The sequence below is a fragment of the Brevibacillus jepli genome (assembly GCF_047229145.1).
GTDB lineage: Bacteria > Bacillota > Bacilli > Brevibacillales > Brevibacillaceae > Brevibacillus.
In genome coordinates this window covers 1-20,903 of record NZ_JBFEFW010000009.1, presented here as the reverse complement: position 1 = coordinate 20,903, position 20,903 = coordinate 1, and the positions used below count along the sequence as shown (strand labels likewise).

Here is a 20,903-nt window from a genome sequence, read left to right as displayed (position 1 = left end):
ATCCAACCTCTATAATGGAGATTGTTATTGTCTCGTACCATGATGTTACATGAGGAGTGGGCCCTATGACGCAACGCAAGCCGGAGTGGCTCAAGATCAACCTTGTTTCAGGATCAGAACTGGCCAGCTTTAAAGAGCTTAAGCAAACCATGCGCACGAAGACGCTACATACCGTTTGTGAAGAAGCGAAATGCCCCAACATTCATGAATGCTGGGCAAGCGGTACAGCAACCTTCATGATTTTGGGTGATATATGTACCCGAGCCTGTCGGTTTTGTGCAGTAAAAACTGGACTGCCGACGGAGCTTGATACGGCCGAACCAGAACGCGTAGCAGAAGCAGCAGAGCAAATGCGTTTGAAGCATGTCGTTGTTACTTCTGTTGCTCGTGATGATTTGGCAGATGGTGGCGCGCAGATTTTTGCCGATACGATTCGTGCGATCCGTCGTCGACTGCCGTTTGCCTCTGTGGAAGTATTGATTCCCGATTTTATGGGGAACTGGGATGCCTTAAAAGTGGTCATGGACGCAAAGCCTGACGTATTGAACCACAACATTGAGGCTGTTCGCAGGATGTCAGATCGTGTACGGGCAAGAGCCAAATACGATCGGACACTGGAGCTCTTGAAAAAGGCGAAGGAATTCCAGCCGAGCATTCCGACGAAGTCCAGTCTGATGATTGGTGTAGGCGAGACAATGGAGGAAATCATCGAGACGATGGATGACCTTCGTTCTGTCGACGTCAATATCATGACAATCGGTCAGTATTTACAGCCAACCAAGAAGCATTTGAAGGTAGAAAAGTTCTACCATCCAGACGAATTTGCTCGCTTGAAGGAAGAGGGCATGAAGCGCGGCTTTAGCCACGTGGAGTCAGGACCGTTAGTACGCAGCTCGTACCACGCGCATGAGCAGGCAAGCGCCGCGAAGGAAACGATTGCGAAAGAATCGATGCCAAAAGCGCAATAATAATGAACCCCCTCACCCGCAGTAAAGCGGAAAAGAGGGGGTTTTTCACTACATGGGGGAGAAAAACGTCTTAGCGACTGGTTGTACCTGTATGAGCTTTGTGAGTAGCCTTCATAGGCTGGGGTGTTCCACCCATGCGCTTGACCAGCGTATCAATGCTTGTCTTATCTTCTGTACGGGCAGTGTTCACATTAGTGGAGCGGCTGGCTACACGAGCGATTTCCTGGATGTCATTTGGATTATCGGTTACATACACTCTGTAATAGCGTGGAGAAACCGATTCGGCGTTCATTTTTGCCTGTTTTTTCGCTGTACGTGCATCTGCTCCCTGTGTGTGCACCCCTACAAAAATTTCTCTATCCGTTACCAAAACGGTAGAACGCTGAACACCAGGGCAACTGGCGGTGACGTTCCCTACAGCTTTTGCCAACGCATTGCGGTCTACATAGACGTTTGCTGCATTGGCGGTCTTCATATGCTGACGGTCAGTCTGCGCATAGCCCATGCGTGGCATGCTGGTTTGCATGATTCCCGCGCCACCACGGTTCCCAGCCTGATTTTGATAAATGGACTGGTTCATACCTGCTGGCGCGTTGTTAGTACCCATCGTGCCCATCCCTGCTTTATGATCCGTAAAGGCATTATACGGTCTCATACCGCTCGTGAAGGCGTTGTAGTTGTTGACATTTGCTCGCGGATTGGTACCATTTGGGAACATGCCATTGTTGTTCATTCCATCGTTGTTCGCGAGCCCCATTCCATTACGGACGTGACGGTCGCCAAAATTGTTGGTACGTACTCCGTTGTTGCCGCCGTTGAACCAGTCAAAATTGTTGGTGCGTGCTCCGTTGTTGTCGCCGTTGAACCAGTCAAAGTTGTTCAAGCCCATGCCATCGTAATTGCGAACGTGCATTCCATCAACGTTCCTGGTGTAAGGCGCTGCTTGATTCGTCATCGTCCTGTTCGGCTGCGTGTTATTGGGCGCAGCATTATTTGCACAACCAGAAGCCAAGAGCACAATACCTGCGATTGCAGGATACAACCATGTCTTTTTCAATGGTAACACCCCCTACACGATAGAATGTCCAAAGGTACATGGCCGTTATCGTGGGAATTTTAGCTCATGTTGTGTGAAATATGATAAGATGGACATAGTATACATGCGTAAGGAGGAAGCGAGTTTGATTCGCACGCAAGCCGGTACTTATGAAGTCATGGAAGTAAATCGAGACGGCTGGAACCTGGAAGCGTTCAAGGAGCGCTATAGCGACATCCTCGACAAGTACGATTATATTGTAGGGGACTGGGGCTATGGGCAGCTTCGTCTTCGGGGATTTTATACTGACGCCAATCGCAAAGTACCGTTCGAGCAGCGGATCGCCGCTTTGGATGAGTACCTGCATGAATTCTGCAATTTTGGTTGTCCGTACTTCGTATTGCGCAAGGTAAAAGCAAATGCAGGCAACGGCGACGACCAAGGACAAGATGAAGCAGACTTTGATGTCATCATTGACATTCGCCAGGACATCCCTCGTGAAGAGGGTGGATCATCTCCTTTTGTAGAACGGAAAGAACGCAGACGGTACCATCCCCGTCAAAACAAACAGGAGCGTCAGGACAAGAACAACGGTTCTTCTGCTGATCGGCATGGAACAGGGAGAAACGAACGCTCTGAGAAGCCAAAGTTTCAAAAGGATCGACCAGATAAAAACGGCAAGGATTCTGGTTCACGAGAGCGTCGTCCCAATCAACTGAGACAAAATCGTGAACGCGATAAGGTTCCAACAGGGCCAAATGCGCCGAAGCGTGATTCTTAAACCGAACAAGAATAAGTAAGAACATAAAAACGAGCCCTGAATATCCAAGGGCTCGTTTCGCTTTTGTACGAACTGTCATGAAAAGAGGGGCATGCTGTCAGCCGCCCCAACTACTACCGCCACCCCAGCCAGGCGCTCCGCCCCAGCCAGGTGTTCCACCCCAGCCAGGTGTTCCACCCCAGCCAGGTGTTCCACCCCAGCCAGGTGTTCCGCCCCAGCCAGGTGTTCCGCCCCAACCAGGGTAACCAGGCCAAGTAGGCCAATAACCAGGCCAGCATGTATTGCATCCCCACCAAGGATAAGGCTGAGGAACGACAACGACTTCAGGACCTCGTCTTCTGCGGAAGAAGACAGGATGAGCCTGATCTTCCGGAATATATTGAAAATCCTGATCCGATGGGTAATACGGTTGTTGATCATATTGAGCTTGAACGAATTGGTTTTGATTGTATTCGTTTTGGTCATATTGATTTTGATCATATTGGGTTTGATCGTATTGGTTTTGGTCGTATGGATAAGGTTGCATTGTGCGATTCGCACTCCTCTCGTTATCTGTCTATGCAGTAGCAGTATACGAGGCATTCGCCTGTAAGGAGCATTGTCCGGCAGGAAATGGGCGGAGCGAGCCGTATCCATAATAAAAGGAAGAGCCCGCGAGAGCCCTTCCCTTGATCGTTAAATAGCCGCTTCCAAAAACGTTTTCAATTCTTCTGCTTCACGCTCGTTCAAGTTAAACGCGAATTCCAGGTAGCCTTCTTCTTCGAGATCATCATGTCCGATAATGGCAGAGCGTCCATTTTGGATGTTGATGACGATCGCCTTGCCATAGAAACGGTTGGTCGTTGTAATCGCGAGGTCAAAACGCGTAGCTTCTCCCGTAAAGCTGACAAAGCGTGTTCGAGTATCCTCGGCTTCGTCATACAAGTAGAACAAATCATTTGCCATATAGGTATCCCTCTACTTCCATAAAAGATTTGGTTTGTGTTCCGTATTGTGCAGCGCGCGGACAAAGCGAATGGTTTTGGTTTGGGCACGCATCACGATGGAATGAGTCTCCACCATATCATCTCCGAGGTAGCGCACGCCTTGCAGCAGCTCTCCATCCGAGACACCTGTTGCAGCAAAAATGGCGTCGTCCCCTTTGACCAAATCGTTCAGAGTCAACAGCTGTTCCGGATTGACGAGCCCCATTTTGATGCAGCGTTCACGCTCGATGTCGTTCTGCGGCTTGAGCTGGGCTTGCATGTCGCCACCCAGACATTTGATCGCTGCAGCACTAATCACGCCCTCTGGAGCACCACCAATACCCAAGAACAGGTCAATCCCCGTTTGCGGCAGACAGGCAGCAATGGCAGCGCCCACATCGCCATCTCCAAAAAGCTTGACGCGTGCGCCCTTTTCACGAATGGCGTCGATGATCGCCTGGTGACGTTCGCGTTCCTGAATAATCACAGTCACATCCTGTACGCGCTTGTTGTTTGCCTTTGCTACAACCTCTATCATTTTATCCACTGGATCGTAAAGGTTGATTTGTCCAGCAGCACGTTTGCCGACGGCCATTTTCATCATGTACATGTCTGGAGCATGCAAGAGTGTTCCACGATCACCGATAGCGATGACAGACATGGCATTGTTGTGACCCTTGGCAACAATTGTAGTTCCTTCTAACGGGTCAACTGCCACATCGACCTCTGGGCCGCCTGCTTCCGGGTGACCGAGCTTTTCACCGATATAGAGCATGGGGGCCTCATCCAGTTCACCTTCGCCAATCACGACGGTACCCCTCATGTTGATCGTGTCAAACATGGCGCGCATGGCGCTGGTTGCTGCTCCATCTGCTTCATTCTTTTTCCCGCGTCCCATCCAGTGAGAAGAGGCGAGTGCAGCCATTTCCGTTACCCGCACAATTTCCAGTGCCAATTCGCGTTCCACAGTGTGTTCCTCCCCTTATGCTTGCCGGCAAAAATTCACCCCATCATTGTATCACAAAGTCATCGTTCAAAAAGTCGTCTTTTCAGCACCGAGAAAGTGAAGTCGATTCGTGACAGGTCGTACAAATTTGGTATACTGATGGATGAAAAGGGGTGAAACCGGTGAGCAATTCCTATTTGCAGGAAGGGGAATTGGTGCTTCTCGTCCTGGTGCTAACATTTGTGTTTACTGTTTACTACTCAAAACGGAAAGCAAAAAAGCGAAAGTAAGGAGAAATATATGTACGATGTGAATACAAAACGAATCGACCAAGTATTGGAACATATGTCTCGTATGCTTGATTTGTTGGACAAGCTGGGGGAACGAGGAGCCAACGCGGTTTTGGCAGATGAAGTAGCTGTTGCAGCGATGGAGCGAGCCCTGCACTTGTCTATCGAAGGCATTGTTGATGTCGGAAACGCACTGATTGATGGTTTCATTATGCGTGATCCAGGTAGCTACAGTGACATCGTGGAAATTTTAAGGGATGAACAAGTCATTACCGATGAACAGGCAGTAATCCTGACACGTGTGACTGATTTCCGCAAGCATCTGGTCAATGATTATACAAACGTGCCAGCTAATGAAATGTATGCCCTTGTAGAAGAAGCTTCGTCTACCATTCGTCAGTTTGAGCCGCAGGTAAGAGCCTTTTTGAAAAAGGAACTGTTCTAAAAGACGTCTTGATTGATAACGGATTCGCGGATATTTTATACAAAACACTTTCGTTTGTTTACTAAAACGTCTCGATCCACTACAATAAGGAGAAAGGACGGTGATACGTATGACAAACGAAGGAACGTCCACTCGTGATCAAATCCTGCACATGCTCAAGGTCAAAGGTTCACTCCCTGTCAGCGACATGGCCGTCGAGCTAGGGATTACAGAAATGGCGGTACGACGCCATTTGAACACCCTGGAGAGAGATAATTTGATCAAGTCTACGCTTGTTCGCCAAGCGATGGGACGCCCAACGAATGTATATTCTTTGTCGCAGGAGGCAGATGAGCTGTTTCCGCGCAATTATTCTCATTTGACATTAGATTTTTTGCAAGACATAAAGGAAATCGACGGTCTGTCCAAAGTAGAAATGCTATTTAGACGCCGTGAGAATCGCTTGGAGGAGAATTATCGCTCCCACATGCAAGGTGACTTGGAGCAGCGTGTAGCCAAGCTAGCCGAGCTGCAAAACGATAAGGGCTATATGGTGGAATGGGAAAAGGACGAGAATGGAGACGGTTATCGGATTCAGGAGTTCAATTGCCCAATCTCGCAGGTGGCTCGTGAATTCAACCAAGCGTGTAGCTGTGAGCTTTCCTTGTTCCGTCGGGTATTGAATGCCAATGTGGAGCAAACCTCCTGCATGGCAAAAGGCGGAGACAAATGCGTGTTCCAAATCAAGGAAGCGAAATAAAATAGCGAAAATGAAAATCCACTCGGAATCGGGTGGGTTTTTTTGCGATAGGAAAGGTGAAGGTTTACACTAAAATGGTAGAGCTTGCATAACTGACTGATTACAACAGATGGGAGATTGAACAAGTTGAAACGATATAAGGGCTACTTGCTTGATTTGGACGGAACCATTTATCGGGGAAAAGAAGCGATACCAGGAGCGGCAGATTTCATCACTCACTTAAAAAATCAGCAGATTCCTTATTTGTTTCTGACCAATAATTCATCAGCCTCAGCACAGCACGTGGCAGAAAGATTGGTCGCGATGGGAGTAGAAGCAAAAGCTCAGGACGTGTATACCACGAGCATGGCGACGGCGACCTATTTGCGAGAGCAGGCACCACCTGGTACGCGTGTTTATGTGATTGGAGAGGCGGGCTTGCGTGAACAGCTGACGGATGCCGGCTATGTGATTACAGAAGAAGATCCGGCTTATGTCATTGTCGGGATTGATCGTGCTTTTACGTACGAAAAGCTCGCGATCGCCACTCGTGCCATCCGCGCAGGAGCAACTTTTATCGCCACGAATGCAGATGCTGCCCTGCCGACGGATGCAGGTCTGTTCCCCGGCAATGGCTCACTGGTAGCTGCCGTCTCCGTGGCTTCTGCGACCAAGCCAATCGTGATGGGAAAGCCGGAGTCGATCATCGTCCGATACGCTCTGGAGCAGCTCGGTACAGCGGCTGCTGACACGCTGATCGTCGGGGATAATTTATATACAGACATTGAGGCAGGTGCCAACAGCGGATTGGATAGCTTGCTTGTCTTGACAGGCTATTCTACCCGCGAAGAAGCAGGCAAGCATCATGCTGCACCTACACATATTGCGGAAGACTTGCCGGAATGGCAGCGACGAATCTCACTCTGATTCTGAGCATTCCTCCTGCTGCTTCTGGCGGTGGGCAATACGGCTGGAGGCGGCAGCTGCGACCGCACCGACGAGATCGTCCAGGAAAGTATGGACGCCAAAACGCTTGTCGTTGAGATCTGCGAGCTTACCGTGCTTCAGCTTGTCTACATAACCGAAGTTGGTGAACCCGATGCTACCGTACAGATTCACGATGGCGAGTGCGAGTACCTCATCAATGCCGTACAGCGGCTCGTCTGATTCAATAATGGCCTGAAGAGGAGGCAGCAGCTGCTTTTGTTCTGCCAGTATGTCGAGCTGAATCCCGGTCAGTAACGCATTTTGGACTTCGCGCTTTTTCAAGACTGACGATACACTATCCAGACACATGTCCAAGGTGATGTCAGGGATGTATTTTGACTGCAGGAACATGACGATTTCCGCAATGTCGTTCATAGTGACTCCGCGTTTTTCCATCAGCTCAATAACGAAGTCCAGGCAGCCCTCGCTATTTAGTGGATGCTCACTCATGCATGTGGTTCCTCCTTATGAAAGTGTGTGTTTTAGTATCTGCATCCAAGTAGGCACCTATCCCGATATGCCGACATACAATGCCAGAAGAGCAGTAGGCAGGGAGGGTGAACTACTACATGGAAGAAAAAGAGCTTCTGCAGGACAAATATGGTTTTGAGCTCCAAGGCTATCGCACGACAGGAGCCAGTAAAGTACTGGAAACGGATCGGGGCCTTTACTACATGTACGAGGCGCCAGCAGGATATAAATACAAAAGCAAGTTTATTGAAAAAGTAAAAAAGCATCTGAGTCAACAGCAAGACATCCGCTTGCTAAAGCTGGTGAGGACAACAAGCGGGCAGGCTCACATCGTCGATGATGAGCAGCTTTATTATTTATACAGAGGTGTTCGAGAGTCGGTTCCCGACAATCAACATTATGCCAGTGGGCAGTCGTTGGCGCAGTTCCATCAGGCAACGGGCGATTTTTCATCTGACAAGATGTTTATCCCATACAGCTCTCTTGGCAACTGGCCTGGCATGTGGCGCAGAAAACTGCGGCATTTTAATGAGTACCGGGATGAGATGGATGAGGATAATGTAGAGCTCACACCAATGGATGAATACTTGTTGACCTGCTACACGTACATTACCCAGCTCGGTGAATTATCGGTTCAATATTTGCTGGATGCCAAATACGATAAAGTCGTGAAGGAAACAGCCAGTCTCGGTAAAGTAGCCTACCAAAATTTTGATCAAGGGTATATGCTATGGAAAGAGAAGGATGTACGTCTAATGGCAGGTGAATGGAACTGGGTTCTTGATATGCGGGCTCGTGATGTTGGGCAGTGGATAAAGGCCGAGATTAAGAGAAACGGCTGGAATGAAGAGGCTGTAGCGAGCTTTCTCGATGGCTATAACAGCGTCTCTGCTCTCATTGCGGATGAATATGCCGTGATCTATGCACTCATGCTCTACCCAGGCAGGTTTTTGAAGCTCGTAGAGACTTATATGGAGCTACCGATAGAAGAGCGCCAGGAAGTCAACATTCAAGCGTGGCAAACACAGCTGGAAGACGAGCTGACAAATATGGAAGAGGGACTTCGAAGGTACCCGCCATTCATTGCACAGCGTTATGACGTATCCATTCCACAAATTGATTGGTTGTGGAGGAAAAAAGATGATCAAGCCGCAAGTATTCGTGACGAGGAAACTCAATCCTGAAGTGATCGCCATGCTTGAAAAAGTAGCCCGTGTCGAGCAATGGACGAAAAACACTCCGATCCCTCGTGAGCTGCTACTGGAAAAAATTGAGCATGCAGATGCCGTACTGACCATGCTGACAGAACGGGTAGACGAACAATTTTTGGCGAGTACAAAACGGTTGAGAATCGTGGCGAACATGGCGGTGGGTTACGACAATATTGATTTGGAAGCGTGCAGAAGACACGAAGTTATCGTAACCAACACGCCAGATGTACTGACAGAGGCTACAGCCGACTTGGCTTTCGCTCTATTGATGGCAACAGGCCGCCGATTGACGGAAGCCAACCGATTTTTATTACAGGGTGATTGGACATCATGGAGTCCGAACCTGATGGCGGGTCAAAATGTGTATGGTTCGACCCTGGGGATTATTGGGATGGGGCGGATCGGGGAAGCTGTGGCGAGACGCGCCAAAGGTTTTGGCATGCGCATCGTATATCACAACCGGAATCGCAAGCCTCAGGCAGAGAAAGAGACAGGAGCGCGGTACGCTGATTTGGCGGAGCTTCTACAAGAGTCCGATTACGTCGTTCTACTTACACCACTGACAGAAGAGACACGCATGCTAATGGGGGAAAAACAATTTTCGCTCATGAAAGAAACCGCTGTTTTTATCAATGTCTCTCGTGGTGGGACTGTAGACGAGGCGGCACTGTACCAGGCGCTGGTGGACAAAAAAATATGGGCGGCTGGACTGGACGTTTTTGCGGTTGAACCTGTCCCCATGGATAACCCGCTCTTGCAATTGCCAAATGTCGTAGCCTTGCCGCACATCGGCAGTGCGACTGTGCAAACGAGGGCGGAGATGGCGCGTCTGGCTGCTGCTAACATCGTAGCTGTTTTAAGTGGAAAGGAACCATTGAGCGCCGTATGAACACGTACTTCATTTTGATCATTGGACTGTTATTGATTCTCTTGATTGCCGCCGTAGCTGTAGCGTTTCATGTAACCTGGCGCTTGACGCACCCTGTTCGAAAGCCGATTAACATGGACCCGCGAGACTTTGGGATCGAACAGGTGGAAGCGGTTGTTTTTCCGAGCAGGGAAGAGACGATTTCGCTGGCGGGATGGTACTTGTCGGCTGATAAAAATGGTCGAGTTTCGAATGGGCGCACGCTTGTCTTTGCCCATGGGTATAGTCAAAACCGATTAGAGCCGCATCTGCCTGCTTTATCACTGGCTGCGAGACTTGTGCATGCCGGCTTTGATGTGTTGATGTTTGACTTTCGCAATGCGGGTGAGTCCAGCGACGCGCTGACGACGATCGGTCTTCGTGAGCAGCAGGATTTGCTCGGGGCCATCGACTTTGCAGCTGCCAAGAAGCCGGAACACACACTAGGTCTCATTGGATTTTCTATGGGAGCGGCTACTTCCTTGATGGTTGGGGGAATGGATGAACGGATTACAGCGATTGTGGCAGATTCACCGTTCTATTCCTTGCGTGAATACTTGATTGAGAACTTGCCACAGTGGACGGGCCTGCCCAGAATTCCATTCAACTGGCTCATCCTCACCTTGTGTCCGATACTCTTGGGAGCAAATCCGCGCGATGTCAATCCGTATCAGGCAGTACAGCAGGCGAGAAAACCGATTCTTTTTATTCACGGGGATTGCGATACGACCATCCCTATGGTAAACAGTCAACGACTATTTGAGCTTACGCAAGACGCAGATTCCGACATCTGGATTGTACCGCGTGCGGGTCACGTCCGCAGCTATCCGTTAGTTCCTGACGAATACGGGAAGCGCGTCATTGCTTTTTTGGAAAAAGGAATGGGGAAATGAAAAAAAGCAGCTACGCGGTTGCTGTAGCTGCTTTCATGTCGGTGTGCCTGGTTTAGAATACTTGTTGAACTTCTTTGATGCCTGGGATTTCTTCCACCAGTGCACGCTCGATTCCTGCTTTCAGGGTGATTGTGGAGGAAGGGCAGCTACCGCATGCACCCATCAGGCGCAGCTTTACGATGCCATCTTCTACATCAACGAGTTGTACGTCCCCGCCGTCACGTTGCAGGTAAGGGCGCAGTTTATCGAGAACTTCTTGTACTTGATCCATGATATCCATATTACATTCACTCCTTTCAAACCTCTCCTTTATTATAATCATACCATGGTGAGAAATCCATGGCTTACATGCCCTGTTGACACTTTAAGTTCAGACGAGACACCGAAGTTTAGTCGCATGGACTTTTTGTAATCTTTGCATGTTATAATGAAAAAGTAAAAGAAAGAAGCAAGTACTTCAACATAAGGAGTCAGATCTTCGTGAACGTATTTCGCAATGTGAAGGAACTGATTGGTAATACGCCGATCGTCGAAATTACACAATTTGAGCTTCCGGAGGGTGTCCGCTTGTTTGCCAAGCTGGAGTATTTTAACCCGGGAGGCAGCGTAAAAGACAGACTGGGCATGGAACTGATCCGCGCCGCAGAAGAGAACGGCCAGTTGGCCCCAGGTGGTACGATTATTGAACCGACAGCAGGAAATACAGGCATTGGTGTAGCGCTGGCCGCTGTAGGAACAGGTTATAAAGTTATTTTCTGCGTACCAGCGAAGTTTTCTGAGGAAAAGCAAGAGCTGATGCGTGCTCTCGGAGCAGAAGTTGTCAACACGCCAACTGAGCTGGGAATTAAGGGTGCGATTGCGAAGGCAAAGGAACTCGCAGAGTCTATTCCAGGTGCTTTTGTGCCACAGCAATTTGCTAACCCGGCAAATCCAGATGCACACTACAAGACAACGGGTCCGGAAATTTGGAGTCAGATGGACGGTCAAGTAAACGTGTTTGTTGCAGGTGCAGGGTCTGGCGGTACTTTCATGGGTGCTGCTCGTTATTTGAAAGAGCAAAATCCAAACGTGAAAACGGTGATTGTCGAGCCAGAAGGTTCCATCTTGAATGGGGGAGAATCAGGCCCGCATAAGACAGAAGGAATCGGGATGGAGTTTTTGCCTCCGTTCATGGATACGAGCTACTTCAACGCGATTCACACGATTCTCGATGTGGAAGCATTCGATCTGGTCAAGCAGCTGGCCGCCAAGGAAGGCTTGCTCGTAGGCAGCTCCTCAGGCGCAGCGATGGCAGCGGCTCTGCGCGAGGCGAGAGAAGCAGCTCCGGGAACGAACATCGTTACCTTGTTTGCTGACGGCAGCGAACGTTATCTAAGCAAGAAAATTTACCAGGGAGGAATTTAAGATGCGTATCAAAACTCGTCTGATTCACGGCGGAATCGATGGAGATCCACATACAGGAGCCGTATCTGTTCCGATTTATCAGGTAAGCACATACAAGCAAGAAGCAATTGGCGTTCACAAGGGCTTCGAATACTCCCGTACCGGGAATCCGACCCGTCACGCCTTGGAAACATACATCGCTGAAATCGAAGGCGGAGCACGCGGCTTTGCATTTGGTTCCGGTATGGCTGCGCTCTCTACGATCCTCTCGCTGTTCAACAAAGGCGACCATCTCGTAGTAGGTGACGATGTATACGGCGGTACTTACCGCGTCATTACTCGCGTATTCTCCCGTATGGGTCTGGAAGCGACTTATGTAGACACAAGCGATCTGGCAGCTGTAGAGGCGGCAATTCGCCCGGAAACAAAAGCAATTATCATGGAAACACCGACAAACCCATTGTTGAAAGTAAGCGACATCAGCGCGTTGGGAGAAATCGCGAAGGCAAAAGGCGTGCTGCTCGTGGTAGACAACACGTTCATGACTCCATACTGGCAAAATCCACTGGATCTCGGTGCTGACATCGTCTTCCACAGTGCAACGAAATATTTGGGCGGACACAGCGACGTAGTAGCAGGTCTGGTCGTAGCGAAGGATGCTCAAGTAGGTGAAGACCTCCACTTTGTACAAAATGCGATTGGCGGCGTGCTCGGACCACAAGATTCTTGGCTTTTGCTGCGCGGTATGAAGACGTTGGGAATTCGTATGGAAGAGCATGAGCACAACGCACGTACGCTGGCAAAATGGCTGTCTGAGCGCAGCGACATCAAACGAGTGATCTATCCTGGTCTGTCCAGCCATTCTGGTCATGAGCTGATTCAAAAGCAAGCACGTGGCTTTGGCGGGATGATTTCCTTCGACGTAGGCAGCGCAGAGCGTGCTGACGAAGTGTTGGCGAAGGTGAAATACTACACGCTGGCAGAATCGCTGGGTGCAGTAGAGAGCTTGATCAGCGTACCTGCACGCATGACACATGCTTCTATCCCGGCAGAGCGCCGTGCTGAGCTGGGCATTACGGATGGCTTGGTACGAATCTCTGTTGGTATTGAGGATGTTCAGGACTTGATCGAGGACCTGGATCAAGCGTTGTCCTAAGCTAGCAGACCCGGGGAGGGCGGATATAGTGACTGTCGATATCAAGGTTTTTGGAACAGAGCAATTGTGCGCGAGCTGCGTCAATTTGCCATCTGCAAAGGAAACAGCCGAGTGGCTGGAGGCCGCACTCTCACGGAAGTACGGGAGTGACAGCATCCGCATCGTTTATAGCGACTTTCAACAGCCGCAGACAGACGATGACAAAAGCTGGGCGAATCGTATCATCGAGGAAGATTTATGGTATCCGCTTGTCGTAATTTCCGGGGAAATTGTCGGTGAGGGAAATCCGAAATTAAAGGACATCTATGAAAAGCTAGAGAGCATGGGCGTGCAGCCGATTGCTTCTTTGGCTGAATAAGAGCGCACTAGAAACGACCAGATGAGTTTATGTCTGGTCGTTTTTTCATTTAAGTGTTCTCATGTGTATAAAGATAGAAAGGATGATTTTTCTATGGTTGGAAACAAAGTGATAAATGCTGTGCTCGCATGCACCTTATGTTTTACCACTATGTTCCTATTTCCACCAGCTACGAATATTGCGGAGGCAAAAGTAACCAGCTATCAGATTACATACAAGCTACCTCATAATCCAGAGAAATACTTGTTTTTGAATAAACAGATGGTCTCGATTGCTAATCCACTACCAACGCTATCGGGACTGCGCCCATATTCTTTCGAAGACTACCTCATCGACATGGAAACAAAAGACACGTATTACAAACTGTATTTACAGTATCGTTTGAATTTCTTGTCTTCGAAAAAAGGCTTTCTCTGGAATATCTATCATTTTATTGGCACATTAGCACCTGCTTATCCGGCTGACGTGGATCTGGATCAGCTGGATATAGACATTATGAATACGAGCCCCTTTTCTGATGAGGGTAGAGCACTGCGTGAATCCAGAGCCCAAATCAATATGAATGCCCGATTGCAACCACTCATTCAAGCCGGCTATGTCATGCCCAACGAAATTGATGACGGGGTAGCAACGAAGGAATTCGTAGCAACAGTACTCTATCGCATGTTTGGAGCAACCAGACCATATCATGGCGGAATTGACCTGAAGGACTCAGAAAATGTTGCCGTTCGCTGGGCTGTCGAAGTAGGTCTGCCTGGCTTTGTAGTCGATAAAGAAGGCTATATTTATCCGCAGACTCCACTTAGCATGGACCCTGGTCCGGAACAATACGCGCAGGAATATGCCTATGATCGGCTGTTTCACTTTATCACGCTCATCATGCCGGGAAAAAAGACGGACGGTGGCTGGGAGTATTATCAGGTCAAGCTGTATGATGACATGCTGCCCACTCGCGCGGATGAAATGATCTATGTGAATGGGAAACCTGCAAAAGATCATCCGAACTTCTACTCCATTCAAGACACGAAGGAATATCAGAATGTGACGAGTAAAATCTATCAGCATTTTGTCCCTCGTTTTCCACAGACGATTGACCTTGCGCGCAAGGATGCGATGAAGCCCCGCGTATGGGACTGGAGCCGTGATCTCATCCACAATCCGAAGTTTTCAAAGCAAATGGCTGCCTACCGTAAAAACAAAAGCAGCAAAAACGTAAACGCCGTTTATCAAGCGGTCAGACAGCAATACAACCTGAACAGAGCCCAAGACTCAGCAGCTATCATCAAAAGTGTACTGGATAACGTCAAATAAGACTTGTTTACCTAATTGTTATTCATTCGTAAACCTTTTGTAACGAAATGGATCAGGCTTCGTCCTATAGTAGTAAATGTAACCAATAACCTAAAACATCTAGTGGAGGCTATTACGATGAATAAAAAATGGATGAAGCCTGTTACATATTTGCTGCTTGCAGGAGTTGTAGGAGTAACTGGATTTTCTGCGTTGAATACGCAGGTAGCTCATGCGGACTCTGAAAAAGGAAAGCCATTCTCTGCCGCAGCTGAACTGAAGCTCGATAAAAACACGTACGTAATCGATCAAAAAACGGCTGACGTGAATGGCGATAAAAAGGATGACATCGTTTATCTGGTTGGTCAAAAAGAAAAAGCGGATGACATCTATTCTTCCAATATGAACATCGTCGTAAAAGACGGAAAATCCGGTGCTTATAGCCAAACAGACATCAAAGAATTGGGCGGCTATGAAGGGGAGTTGACGCTCGTAGATTTCACGGGTGATCATGTTGCCGATGCGTTCGTAAAAACAGCGACTGGCGGCAGCGGCGGTGTCTACAGCCATGTGATCGCTACTTTTGAAAATAACAAGCCAGCCGTCATTTTTGGTGAGAAAGAAAACGAAGGAATCCGTTACGAGGGTAAATTCGTAGATGGCTTTAAAGTAGAGGGCAAAGGCTCCCATCTGGACAAACCACTGACGATTGACGTGAGCGCCAACCAAGATGTATACGTGGCTGCCAAGCTGTATGACAAAGCAGGCAAAGTACAGCAAACCGAAGAAGCAGTTTCTGTGTTCTCCTATCCTTTCGGCGCTTTGACTCCGATCGATATGGATGCGAATGGAACGTTTGAGCTGGTAGGAGAGCAACGACTCGTAGGGATCAACAACACCGATACTGTCTCCCGTATCAACTCCGTATGGGGCTACCAAGGTGAAGGCAAGTGGAATGCATGGGAAGTCGAGTATTCTACCTTCTTGAAAAAACACCCGGGTGAAGCGATCAACACAATGATTGGCAAGTAATATTTCTTAGGCTTGAAACGACATAGCCTCCTTATCTATGTAGATGAAAAGGAGGCTATTTTTCATGGCAAGACAATGGTTCTATCAACCGACTTTTCCTCATAAGGATTTTGGGTACAGGGGTAACCAAAGGAGGTAGAGCGGATGGACCAACAGATTGCTCGCTACTATGAGTTGAAAGAAATTCAAAAGCAAGTAGAAGAAGAGTTAAATGAGCTGCGGAGTCAATTGATTGAAGCCTACAGTGAAGCAGGCAGTGCAGAGGAAGGCGAATACAAGCTGCTGATTACTTATCAGGAGCGGCGCGAATACAATGACGATCGGCTGTACAACGCCTTGCCAGACCCGTCTCTTTGGAGGCTCATGTCGAAGGCGGATACCGGAAAAATCTCCAGTCTGCTCAAGCTGAATGTCATCCAAGAGAAGATACTGGCAGACACCTATGAACCGAAAAAAGTACCTGTTTTACGCGTTCAAAAGCGATAAGTGAACAGGAAGAAGCGAAACCGTCGGGATCAGTCTTGACGGTTTTTTTTACGTTCTCATGATAATCTTGTATAATGAGGAAATATTGTGATTTCCTTATTTTCCCTACTTTTCTCTTTCTAGTGAGAGGAGGAGCGCTTGGATGAAATTCTTATTTTGCAGTCAACCATTTCATGATTCCAAAGTCGATGAAAGCTACGAGCATGAGTATACATGCGCCAAACAACTTGGCTTGGACATCCATCTGATCAGCTTGGAGCAACTGATTTACGATGACAACCCGCTCGCAGCTATCAAGCATATAAAACCTGTTCCCCAAAAAGTCACGGCTATCTACAGGGGATGGATGCTAAAGCCAGTACAGTACAAAAAATTGTATGACGCCCTGCTAACCAAAAATGTACAACTAATCAATACGCCTGAAAAATACGTCCATTGCCATTACTTGCCCGAGTCGTATGAGGTAATCAAGGATTTCACACCGCGATCGGTTTGGCTGCATCAATCAGCGATCGACGAATCGTTTGACAACGTGCATCAGATTGTAAAAATATTTGGGCAGTCTCCAATCATGATCAAAGATTTTGTAAAGTCCCGTAAACACGATTGGAATGAGGCTTGCTATATTCCCGATGCTTCCGATAAAGACAAGGTACAGCAGGTGACGAGACGATTTTTGGAGCTACAGCAGGATGAGTTGAATGAGGGAATCGTCTTTCGAGAATTTGTAAAGCTGCAATTTTTGACCTTTCATTCGCAGAGCAGTATGCCATTATCACAGGAATATCGCATTTTCTTTTTCGATGGCGAGCCCTTGTTCATGGCGAACTATTGGGAGGAAGGCGAATATGACGTCACCCCGCCGGATCTCCATCCGTTTTTAGATGTAGCGAAAAAAATTCAGAGCTGCTTTTTTACCATGGATATCGCCAAGCTGGAAAATGGCTCGTGGACGATTCTAGAGCTAGGGGATGCACAGGTTTCTGCATTGCCTGAACAGGCTGATCCGTTTGAATTTTTCACGAAAATAAAAAGGATTCTTACATAGAAAGAGGTGTCCCTGTTGAAAATTGGCTTGGCTCAGACGAGGTTCCCCCAATCAGCGGCGGATGGACTCGCGATCATCAAGCAACAGATCATGAACGCTGCCAACAGTAACTGCGATCTGGTTTGCTTTCCTGAATCCGTCATTCCAGGGCTGCGCGGTGTAGGCTATGAAGTGGAGGCTTACGACCATCAAGTACAGCTGAGAGCGTTAGCGGACATTCGTGCTCTGGCTGGTGAGTGCCGGATCGCCGTTATTTTACCGATGGAGTGGAAGGATGAACACGGCTATCACTTGGTCGCCTTTGTTGTCGGAAAAAATGGAGAAGACCTCGGGCTACAAATCAAAAATCAGATTGATCCAGATGAGGACCAGTTCGATTATGTTCCAGGTGAAGGACGCCAGCTGTTCACCATGGAGGATGTGACATTTGGTATTGTCATTTGTCATGAAGGATGGCGATATCCAGAGACGGTACGGTGGGCTGCAAGACGCGGTGCGAGTATCGTTTTTCATCCGATGTTTACAGGTGAAGTGAGCAATCCTGATTTTTACAATGGGGCAATGGTTTGCAGAAGCTTGGAAAACAACATCTACTTCGCAAGCGTGAATTACGCTATACCGAATCAACAAGTGACGACGGCTCTGATCTCACCAACCGGGGAACGGCTGAGTGTTGCAGAGGCAGGCGTCGAGGAGCTGCTTGTGTACGAGATTGATCCTGCGAGAGCTACTCGGTTACTGGCGCAGCGTTTCTTGCCGGAGCTCGTTGAATAGGAAATAGGTCGTCTTACCTTTATGAAATGAGCGTGAATGCATGAATCCAGAATTGTTTCAACCGAGTCTGAAGCCCGGTGTCAACTACGAAACCAAATCGTACGATCTGACCTACTACTGCATAGCCTCTATCATCGGTGGATTTTTGCCAGCGTTTGTATTGGGGACGAAGAATGCATGTTGGCTACAGGTCAATCCGCTGTGGCGTAACATTGTGATAGCAGTGAGCATAGGTCTGTTTTTATTTACGCCGCTTAGCATGCGCTCTTTTTTGGGAATTGGTGTAGGTGTGATGTTTTTCTTCTTGATGAGGGCACGGTACAAACACCATTTGGCGATCCATACCACGAGAAAACCGATTTTGGTAGAAGCCATCGTTTTCGCTGTACTTAGCCGAGCGCTTGAATATTTTTATCTGACAAAAGGAGTGCCGCTATTGTATGGATACTGAAGTGATAGAGAATTCGCACTATCGGTTGGGCGAGCATTATTATGAGATGGGACGCTATGAACAGGCCAGGGAACAGTTCAAGCAGGCATTGGCTGAAAACGCAACGCATCCCAGGCTGCTCTACAAGATGGCGTATTGTGAATACCAACTGGACAATTATGAAGAAGCCTATGAGCTCTGCACAAATGCCATTCGGGAAGGATTCGTAACCGCCTACGTGTACAAAACCCTTGGTCTGATCCTGAAGCATCAAAAAAAGTGGTATGAAGCGGAGCAGGCGATGCTGTATGCGTTATCCTTAGATCCAGGGGAGCCAGCTATTATCGCAACCTATGCGTTCCTGATGTATGAGACGGGACATATAAAAAAGGCCAGGCTGCTCATGGAAGAAGCGAAACGAATAGACCCGATGGACTCAACGGTGCTGCATTACCAGTTCTATATGGGAATGATCGACGGAAAGGAAAAAGAGAAGCGTGAAGCCCTGGCTGGTTATGTTCAAGTAGCTGAGGATGATCTGTACAAGCTGATCAAAATCGGGGAAGAAGCTTATTTCCGGGATGACTACAAAACAGCAAAGGAAAGCCTGGTCCAAGCCTTTATGCTAGACCCGACAAATGCCCGTGTAAAAGAACTGCTGGACGCAATCGAAAAGGAGACACATATCATCTTTTTGCCGAATCGAATTGTAGGCAAGCTGGGAGGACCGTTCGGCTCATGGGCAGTGTGTATGGGACTCATTTTCCTGGCGATTTTCTTGTTTCCACCAGCATTGGCTATCATCATTCCTTTTTTGTTAATCTTCAATGTTTACACGTGGATTTCGGGGTTCGTTTATAAACTGTTTGTAAAGTGAGGAGTTCCGATTGAATAAAATCGATGTCGTCAAACAAATGGCAGAAAGCAACCCGGAAAATGGGTCTGCATGGTATCTGTTGGGCTTGGAATACGCGCAAATCGGTCAAAATAATGAAGCGCTGCAAGCGTTCACCCAGGCGCTCCGTTTTAGTGATCAAGCACTTCAGCAGCAAATCATCGTGGAGCTGGGCAAGCTGGCTGCTGCTCCTAGCCCAACACCAAGTCAGCCCTCCATACCGCAAGAGGCTGCTGAGGAAGCATCTGTAGCTGCGCATGACGCCAAACCTTTTCAAGTTATTTCTGGCGGACAAGCTGGCAGACGGGATAAAGAAAAAGACCGAGTGACCTTCGAGGATGTAGGCGGACTGCACGATGTGAAGAATGCCATTCATATGAAAATTATCAAACCGTTTGTGTCCCCAGGGTTGTTTGAACGCTTCAAGAAAAAAGTAGGGGGCGGAATCCTCTTGTACGGGCCGCCAGGATGCGGCAAAACGTTTATTGCCAAAGCAACAGCAGGGGAGTGCCGTGCCCGCTTTGTGCCCGTACATATTGCGGATATTCTCGATCCGTACATCGGAGTCAGTGAGCAAAACCTCCGCGAGCTGTTTTCGTCTGCGAGAGCGAACAAGCCAAGTGTACTATTCCTCGATGAAATGGATGCACTCGGCTACAACCGCGGCCGTTCTTCGTCCAACTCGATGCGGACGCTCATTGATACGCTTTTGACCGAGATTGAAGGGATTGATACCAGCACCGACAAAATGCTCATCATCGGTGCGACCAATATGCCGTGGGATGTGGACCCTGCCTTTAAGCGCCCTGGTCGCTTTGACAAGATGATTTTTGTCTCTCCTCCAGATGAAGAAGCGAGGAAGACGATATTTCAAATTAAGCTGGCAGAACGTCCCGTGGTTGAGATCGATTACGACTGGTTGGCAAAGGAAACGGACCTGTATTCTGGTGCAGACATCGAGAATGTCATAGAAACTGCTACAGAAATGGTGATCGCTGAAATCATGAAGACAGGCGTTGAACGTCCGATCCAAATGAATGATTTGAAGCAGGCAATCGCATCCACCCATCCTTCTACCATTGAATGGCTGCGCACGGTCAAAAATTACGTGAAATATGCCAATCAGGGCGGGCTGTATAATGATGTGGAAGCATTCTTATCCCGCTATAAGCATTTAACCATAACAACGACAAACAGATAAAGCTGACGCCCGTATCATGATATTATCCCCTTTAGGTAGACAGTTAAGAGATTGACTCTTACTGTTAATTTGGAGGGGATTTTTTCATGAAAAGATTACAACATACTCATTCAGCTGAATCGAAATATAAAGCAGTTCAGATGTATCTTGAATGTGGCTATAAACGCGTTGCTAAAGAGTTGAATATTCCAGAGGCTTCAATAAGACGCTGGGTTAAATACTACGAAAATGA

The 20,903-nt window shown here is 48.1% G+C and carries 26 protein-coding genes; 20 read left to right on the top strand and 6 right to left on the bottom strand.

The window, feature by feature from the left end:
* Positions 1-65: 65 nt before the first annotated feature.
* Positions 66-968 carry a lipoyl synthase gene (gene lipA, locus AB1L17_RS11505; RefSeq protein ID WP_142066645.1) on the top strand — a complete coding sequence of 301 codons (903 nt, stop codon included), beginning with the start codon at positions 66-68 and terminating at the stop codon, positions 966-968.
* A gap of 70 nt (positions 969-1,038) precedes the next feature.
* Here lipA and AB1L17_RS11500 read toward each other — a convergent pair whose 3' ends face one another.
* The gene (locus tag AB1L17_RS11500) at positions 1,039-2,034 is read right to left on the bottom strand and encodes a YhcN/YlaJ family sporulation lipoprotein (protein ID WP_412845130.1); all 996 of its coding nucleotides are present in this window, start codon (positions 2,032-2,034) and stop codon (positions 1,039-1,041) included.
* A 79-nt stretch (positions 2,035-2,113) separates the two neighbouring features.
* Between AB1L17_RS11500 and AB1L17_RS11495 the strand changes: the two genes are divergently transcribed.
* Complete coding sequence (locus AB1L17_RS11495; RefSeq protein WP_412845131.1) at positions 2,114-2,785, top strand: YutD family protein; 672 nt, start codon at positions 2,114-2,116, stop codon at positions 2,783-2,785.
* 97 nt (positions 2,786-2,882) lie between these two features.
* Here AB1L17_RS11495 and AB1L17_RS11490 read toward each other — a convergent pair whose 3' ends face one another.
* The 3 genes from AB1L17_RS11490 to glpX form a co-directional block, all read right to left on the bottom strand.
* Complete coding sequence (locus tag AB1L17_RS11490; RefSeq protein ID WP_412845132.1) at positions 2,883-3,311, bottom strand: hypothetical protein; 429 nt, start codon at positions 3,309-3,311, stop codon at positions 2,883-2,885.
* 149 nt (positions 3,312-3,460) lie between these two features.
* Positions 3,461-3,730 carry a DUF3055 domain-containing protein gene (locus tag AB1L17_RS11485; protein WP_412845133.1) on the bottom strand — a complete coding sequence of 90 codons (270 nt, stop codon included), beginning with the start codon at positions 3,728-3,730 and terminating at the stop codon, positions 3,461-3,463.
* Between the two features lie 12 nt (positions 3,731-3,742).
* A complete protein-coding gene (glpX, locus tag AB1L17_RS11480) occupies positions 3,743-4,717 on the bottom strand; it encodes a class II fructose-bisphosphatase (protein WP_412845134.1) in 975 nt (324 codons plus the stop codon).
* Positions 4,718-4,996: 279 nt separating this feature from the next.
* Between glpX and AB1L17_RS11475 the strand changes: the two genes are divergently transcribed.
* The 3 genes from AB1L17_RS11475 (at position 4,997) to AB1L17_RS11465 (ending at position 7,076) form a co-directional block, all read left to right on the top strand.
* Positions 4,997-5,431 carry a DUF86 domain-containing protein gene (locus tag AB1L17_RS11475; RefSeq protein ID WP_412845135.1) on the top strand — a complete coding sequence of 145 codons (435 nt, stop codon included), beginning with the start codon at positions 4,997-4,999 and terminating at the stop codon, positions 5,429-5,431.
* A gap of 109 nt (positions 5,432-5,540) precedes the next feature.
* Positions 5,541-6,170 carry a helix-turn-helix transcriptional regulator gene (locus AB1L17_RS11470; protein ID WP_412845158.1) on the top strand — a complete coding sequence of 210 codons (630 nt, stop codon included), beginning with the start codon at positions 5,541-5,543 and terminating at the stop codon, positions 6,168-6,170.
* Positions 6,171-6,296: 126 nt separating this feature from the next.
* Positions 6,297-7,076: a 5' nucleotidase NucF gene (locus tag AB1L17_RS11465; RefSeq protein ID WP_412845136.1), complete on the top strand. Its 780-nt coding sequence runs from the start codon at positions 6,297-6,299 to the stop codon at positions 7,074-7,076.
* Here the strand turns inward: AB1L17_RS11465 and AB1L17_RS11460 are convergent.
* Entirely contained in the window at positions 7,068-7,586 is a 519-nt protein-coding gene (locus AB1L17_RS11460) for a phosphatidylglycerophosphatase A family protein (protein WP_412845137.1), read from the bottom strand. The genes AB1L17_RS11465 and AB1L17_RS11460 overlap by 9 nt on opposite strands.
* A 107-nt stretch (positions 7,587-7,693) precedes the next feature.
* Here AB1L17_RS11460 and AB1L17_RS11455 point away from each other — a divergent pair, with 107 nt between their 5' ends.
* The 3 genes from AB1L17_RS11455 to AB1L17_RS11445 are packed head-to-tail and all read left to right on the top strand — an operon-like array spanning position 7,694 to position 10,618.
* Positions 7,694-8,791, top strand: coding sequence for a YutH/CotS family kinase-like spore coat protein (locus AB1L17_RS11455; protein ID WP_412848871.1), 1,098 nt, complete (start codon positions 7,694-7,696; stop codon positions 8,789-8,791).
* On the top strand, positions 8,748-9,707 hold the full coding sequence (locus AB1L17_RS11450; RefSeq protein ID WP_412845139.1) for a 2-hydroxyacid dehydrogenase: 960 nt from the start codon (positions 8,748-8,750) through the stop codon (positions 9,705-9,707). The genes AB1L17_RS11455 and AB1L17_RS11450 overlap by 44 nt, the downstream gene beginning before the upstream one ends.
* Positions 9,704-10,618 carry an alpha/beta hydrolase gene (locus tag AB1L17_RS11445; RefSeq protein ID WP_412845140.1) on the top strand — a complete coding sequence of 305 codons (915 nt, stop codon included), beginning with the start codon at positions 9,704-9,706 and terminating at the stop codon, positions 10,616-10,618. Before AB1L17_RS11450 ends, AB1L17_RS11445 begins: the two co-directional genes overlap by 4 nt.
* Before the next feature lie 52 nt (positions 10,619-10,670).
* On the opposite strand, the gene AB1L17_RS11440 is transcribed toward AB1L17_RS11445, so the two are convergent.
* Positions 10,671-10,898: a NifU family protein gene (locus AB1L17_RS11440; protein ID WP_007715787.1), complete on the bottom strand. Its 228-nt coding sequence runs from the start codon at positions 10,896-10,898 to the stop codon at positions 10,671-10,673.
* A 200-nt stretch (positions 10,899-11,098) separates the two neighbouring features.
* Here AB1L17_RS11440 and cysK point away from each other — a divergent pair, with 200 nt between their 5' ends.
* The 12 genes from cysK to AB1L17_RS11380 all read left to right on the top strand — a co-directional run.
* A complete protein-coding gene (cysK, locus tag AB1L17_RS11435) occupies positions 11,099-12,022 on the top strand; it encodes a cysteine synthase A (protein WP_007715789.1) in 924 nt (307 codons plus the stop codon).
* 1 nt (position 12,023) lies between these two features.
* The gene (locus tag AB1L17_RS11430; protein ID WP_412845141.1) at positions 12,024-13,157 is read left to right on the top strand and encodes a bifunctional cystathionine gamma-lyase/homocysteine desulfhydrase; all 1,134 of its coding nucleotides are present in this window, start codon (positions 12,024-12,026) and stop codon (positions 13,155-13,157) included.
* Positions 13,158-13,185: 28 nt separating this feature from the next.
* Positions 13,186-13,515 (top strand): YuzD family protein, encoded by a 330-nt coding sequence (locus tag AB1L17_RS11425; protein WP_007715795.1) that lies wholly within the window; start codon positions 13,186-13,188, stop codon positions 13,513-13,515.
* A 93-nt stretch (positions 13,516-13,608) separates the two neighbouring features.
* Positions 13,609-14,826 carry a hypothetical protein gene (locus tag AB1L17_RS11420; protein WP_412845142.1) on the top strand — a complete coding sequence of 406 codons (1,218 nt, stop codon included), beginning with the start codon at positions 13,609-13,611 and terminating at the stop codon, positions 14,824-14,826.
* A gap of 117 nt (positions 14,827-14,943) precedes the next feature.
* Positions 14,944-15,837, top strand: a complete 894-nt coding sequence (locus AB1L17_RS11415) for a YybI family spore inner coat protein (RefSeq protein WP_412845143.1) — start codon at positions 14,944-14,946, stop codon at positions 15,835-15,837.
* 144 nt (positions 15,838-15,981) lie between these two features.
* Positions 15,982-16,323 carry a hypothetical protein gene (locus AB1L17_RS11410; RefSeq protein ID WP_412845144.1) on the top strand — a complete coding sequence of 114 codons (342 nt, stop codon included), beginning with the start codon at positions 15,982-15,984 and terminating at the stop codon, positions 16,321-16,323.
* 142 nt (positions 16,324-16,465) lie between these two features.
* Positions 16,466-17,371: an ATP-grasp domain-containing protein gene (locus AB1L17_RS11405; RefSeq protein WP_412845145.1), complete on the top strand. Its 906-nt coding sequence runs from the start codon at positions 16,466-16,468 to the stop codon at positions 17,369-17,371.
* 15 nt (positions 17,372-17,386) lie between these two features.
* Positions 17,387-18,145, top strand: a complete 759-nt coding sequence (locus tag AB1L17_RS11400; RefSeq protein ID WP_412848870.1) for a carbon-nitrogen hydrolase family protein — start codon at positions 17,387-17,389, stop codon at positions 18,143-18,145.
* Positions 18,146-18,185: 40 nt separating this feature from the next.
* Positions 18,186-18,596 carry a hypothetical protein gene (locus AB1L17_RS11395; RefSeq protein ID WP_412845147.1) on the top strand — a complete coding sequence of 137 codons (411 nt, stop codon included), beginning with the start codon at positions 18,186-18,188 and terminating at the stop codon, positions 18,594-18,596.
* Complete coding sequence (locus AB1L17_RS11390; RefSeq protein ID WP_412845148.1) at positions 18,586-19,452, top strand: tetratricopeptide repeat protein; 867 nt, start codon at positions 18,586-18,588, stop codon at positions 19,450-19,452. The genes AB1L17_RS11395 and AB1L17_RS11390 overlap by 11 nt, the downstream gene beginning before the upstream one ends.
* Before the next feature lie 10 nt (positions 19,453-19,462).
* Positions 19,463-20,671, top strand: coding sequence for an AAA family ATPase (locus tag AB1L17_RS11385; RefSeq protein WP_412845149.1), 1,209 nt, complete (start codon positions 19,463-19,465; stop codon positions 20,669-20,671).
* A gap of 86 nt (positions 20,672-20,757) precedes the next feature.
* Positions 20,758-20,903: transposase (locus tag AB1L17_RS11380; protein ID WP_412845159.1), on the top strand; the 146-nt coding region annotated here is incomplete at its 3' end.

Excerpts from the sequence above, each read along its gene's own strand:
- lipA (WP_142066645.1), top strand. The coding sequence starts at position 66 with ATGACGCAACGCAAGCCGGAGTGGCTCAAGATCAACCTTGTTTCAGGA.
- AB1L17_RS11495 (WP_412845131.1), top strand. The coding sequence starts at position 2,114 with ATGGACATAGTATACATGCGTAAGGAGGAAGCGAGTTTGATTCGCACG.
- AB1L17_RS11490 (WP_412845132.1), bottom strand. The coding sequence starts at position 3,311 with ATGCAACCTTATCCATACGACCAAAACCAATACGATCAAACCCAATAT.
- AB1L17_RS11485 (WP_412845133.1), bottom strand. The coding sequence starts at position 3,730 with ATGGCAAATGATTTGTTCTACTTGTATGACGAAGCCGAGGATACTCGA.
- AB1L17_RS11475 (WP_412845135.1), top strand. The coding sequence starts at position 4,997 with ATGTACGATGTGAATACAAAACGAATCGACCAAGTATTGGAACATATG.
- AB1L17_RS11470 (WP_412845158.1), top strand. The coding sequence starts at position 5,541 with ATGACAAACGAAGGAACGTCCACTCGTGATCAAATCCTGCACATGCTC.
- AB1L17_RS11460 (WP_412845137.1), bottom strand. The coding sequence starts at position 7,586 with ATGAGTGAGCATCCACTAAATAGCGAGGGCTGCCTGGACTTCGTTATT.
- AB1L17_RS11450 (WP_412845139.1), top strand. The coding sequence starts at position 8,748 with ATGATCAAGCCGCAAGTATTCGTGACGAGGAAACTCAATCCTGAAGTG.
- AB1L17_RS11445 (WP_412845140.1), top strand. The coding sequence starts at position 9,704 with ATGAACACGTACTTCATTTTGATCATTGGACTGTTATTGATTCTCTTG.
- AB1L17_RS11440 (WP_007715787.1), bottom strand. The coding sequence starts at position 10,898 with ATGGATATCATGGATCAAGTACAAGAAGTTCTCGATAAACTGCGCCCT.
- AB1L17_RS11430 (WP_412845141.1), top strand. The coding sequence starts at position 12,024 with ATGCGTATCAAAACTCGTCTGATTCACGGCGGAATCGATGGAGATCCA.
- AB1L17_RS11420 (WP_412845142.1), top strand. The coding sequence starts at position 13,609 with ATGGTTGGAAACAAAGTGATAAATGCTGTGCTCGCATGCACCTTATGT.
- AB1L17_RS11415 (WP_412845143.1), top strand. The coding sequence starts at position 14,944 with ATGAATAAAAAATGGATGAAGCCTGTTACATATTTGCTGCTTGCAGGA.
- AB1L17_RS11410 (WP_412845144.1), top strand. The coding sequence starts at position 15,982 with ATGGACCAACAGATTGCTCGCTACTATGAGTTGAAAGAAATTCAAAAG.
- AB1L17_RS11405 (WP_412845145.1), top strand. The coding sequence starts at position 16,466 with ATGAAATTCTTATTTTGCAGTCAACCATTTCATGATTCCAAAGTCGAT.
- AB1L17_RS11395 (WP_412845147.1), top strand. The coding sequence starts at position 18,186 with ATGAATCCAGAATTGTTTCAACCGAGTCTGAAGCCCGGTGTCAACTAC.
- AB1L17_RS11390 (WP_412845148.1), top strand. The coding sequence starts at position 18,586 with ATGGATACTGAAGTGATAGAGAATTCGCACTATCGGTTGGGCGAGCAT.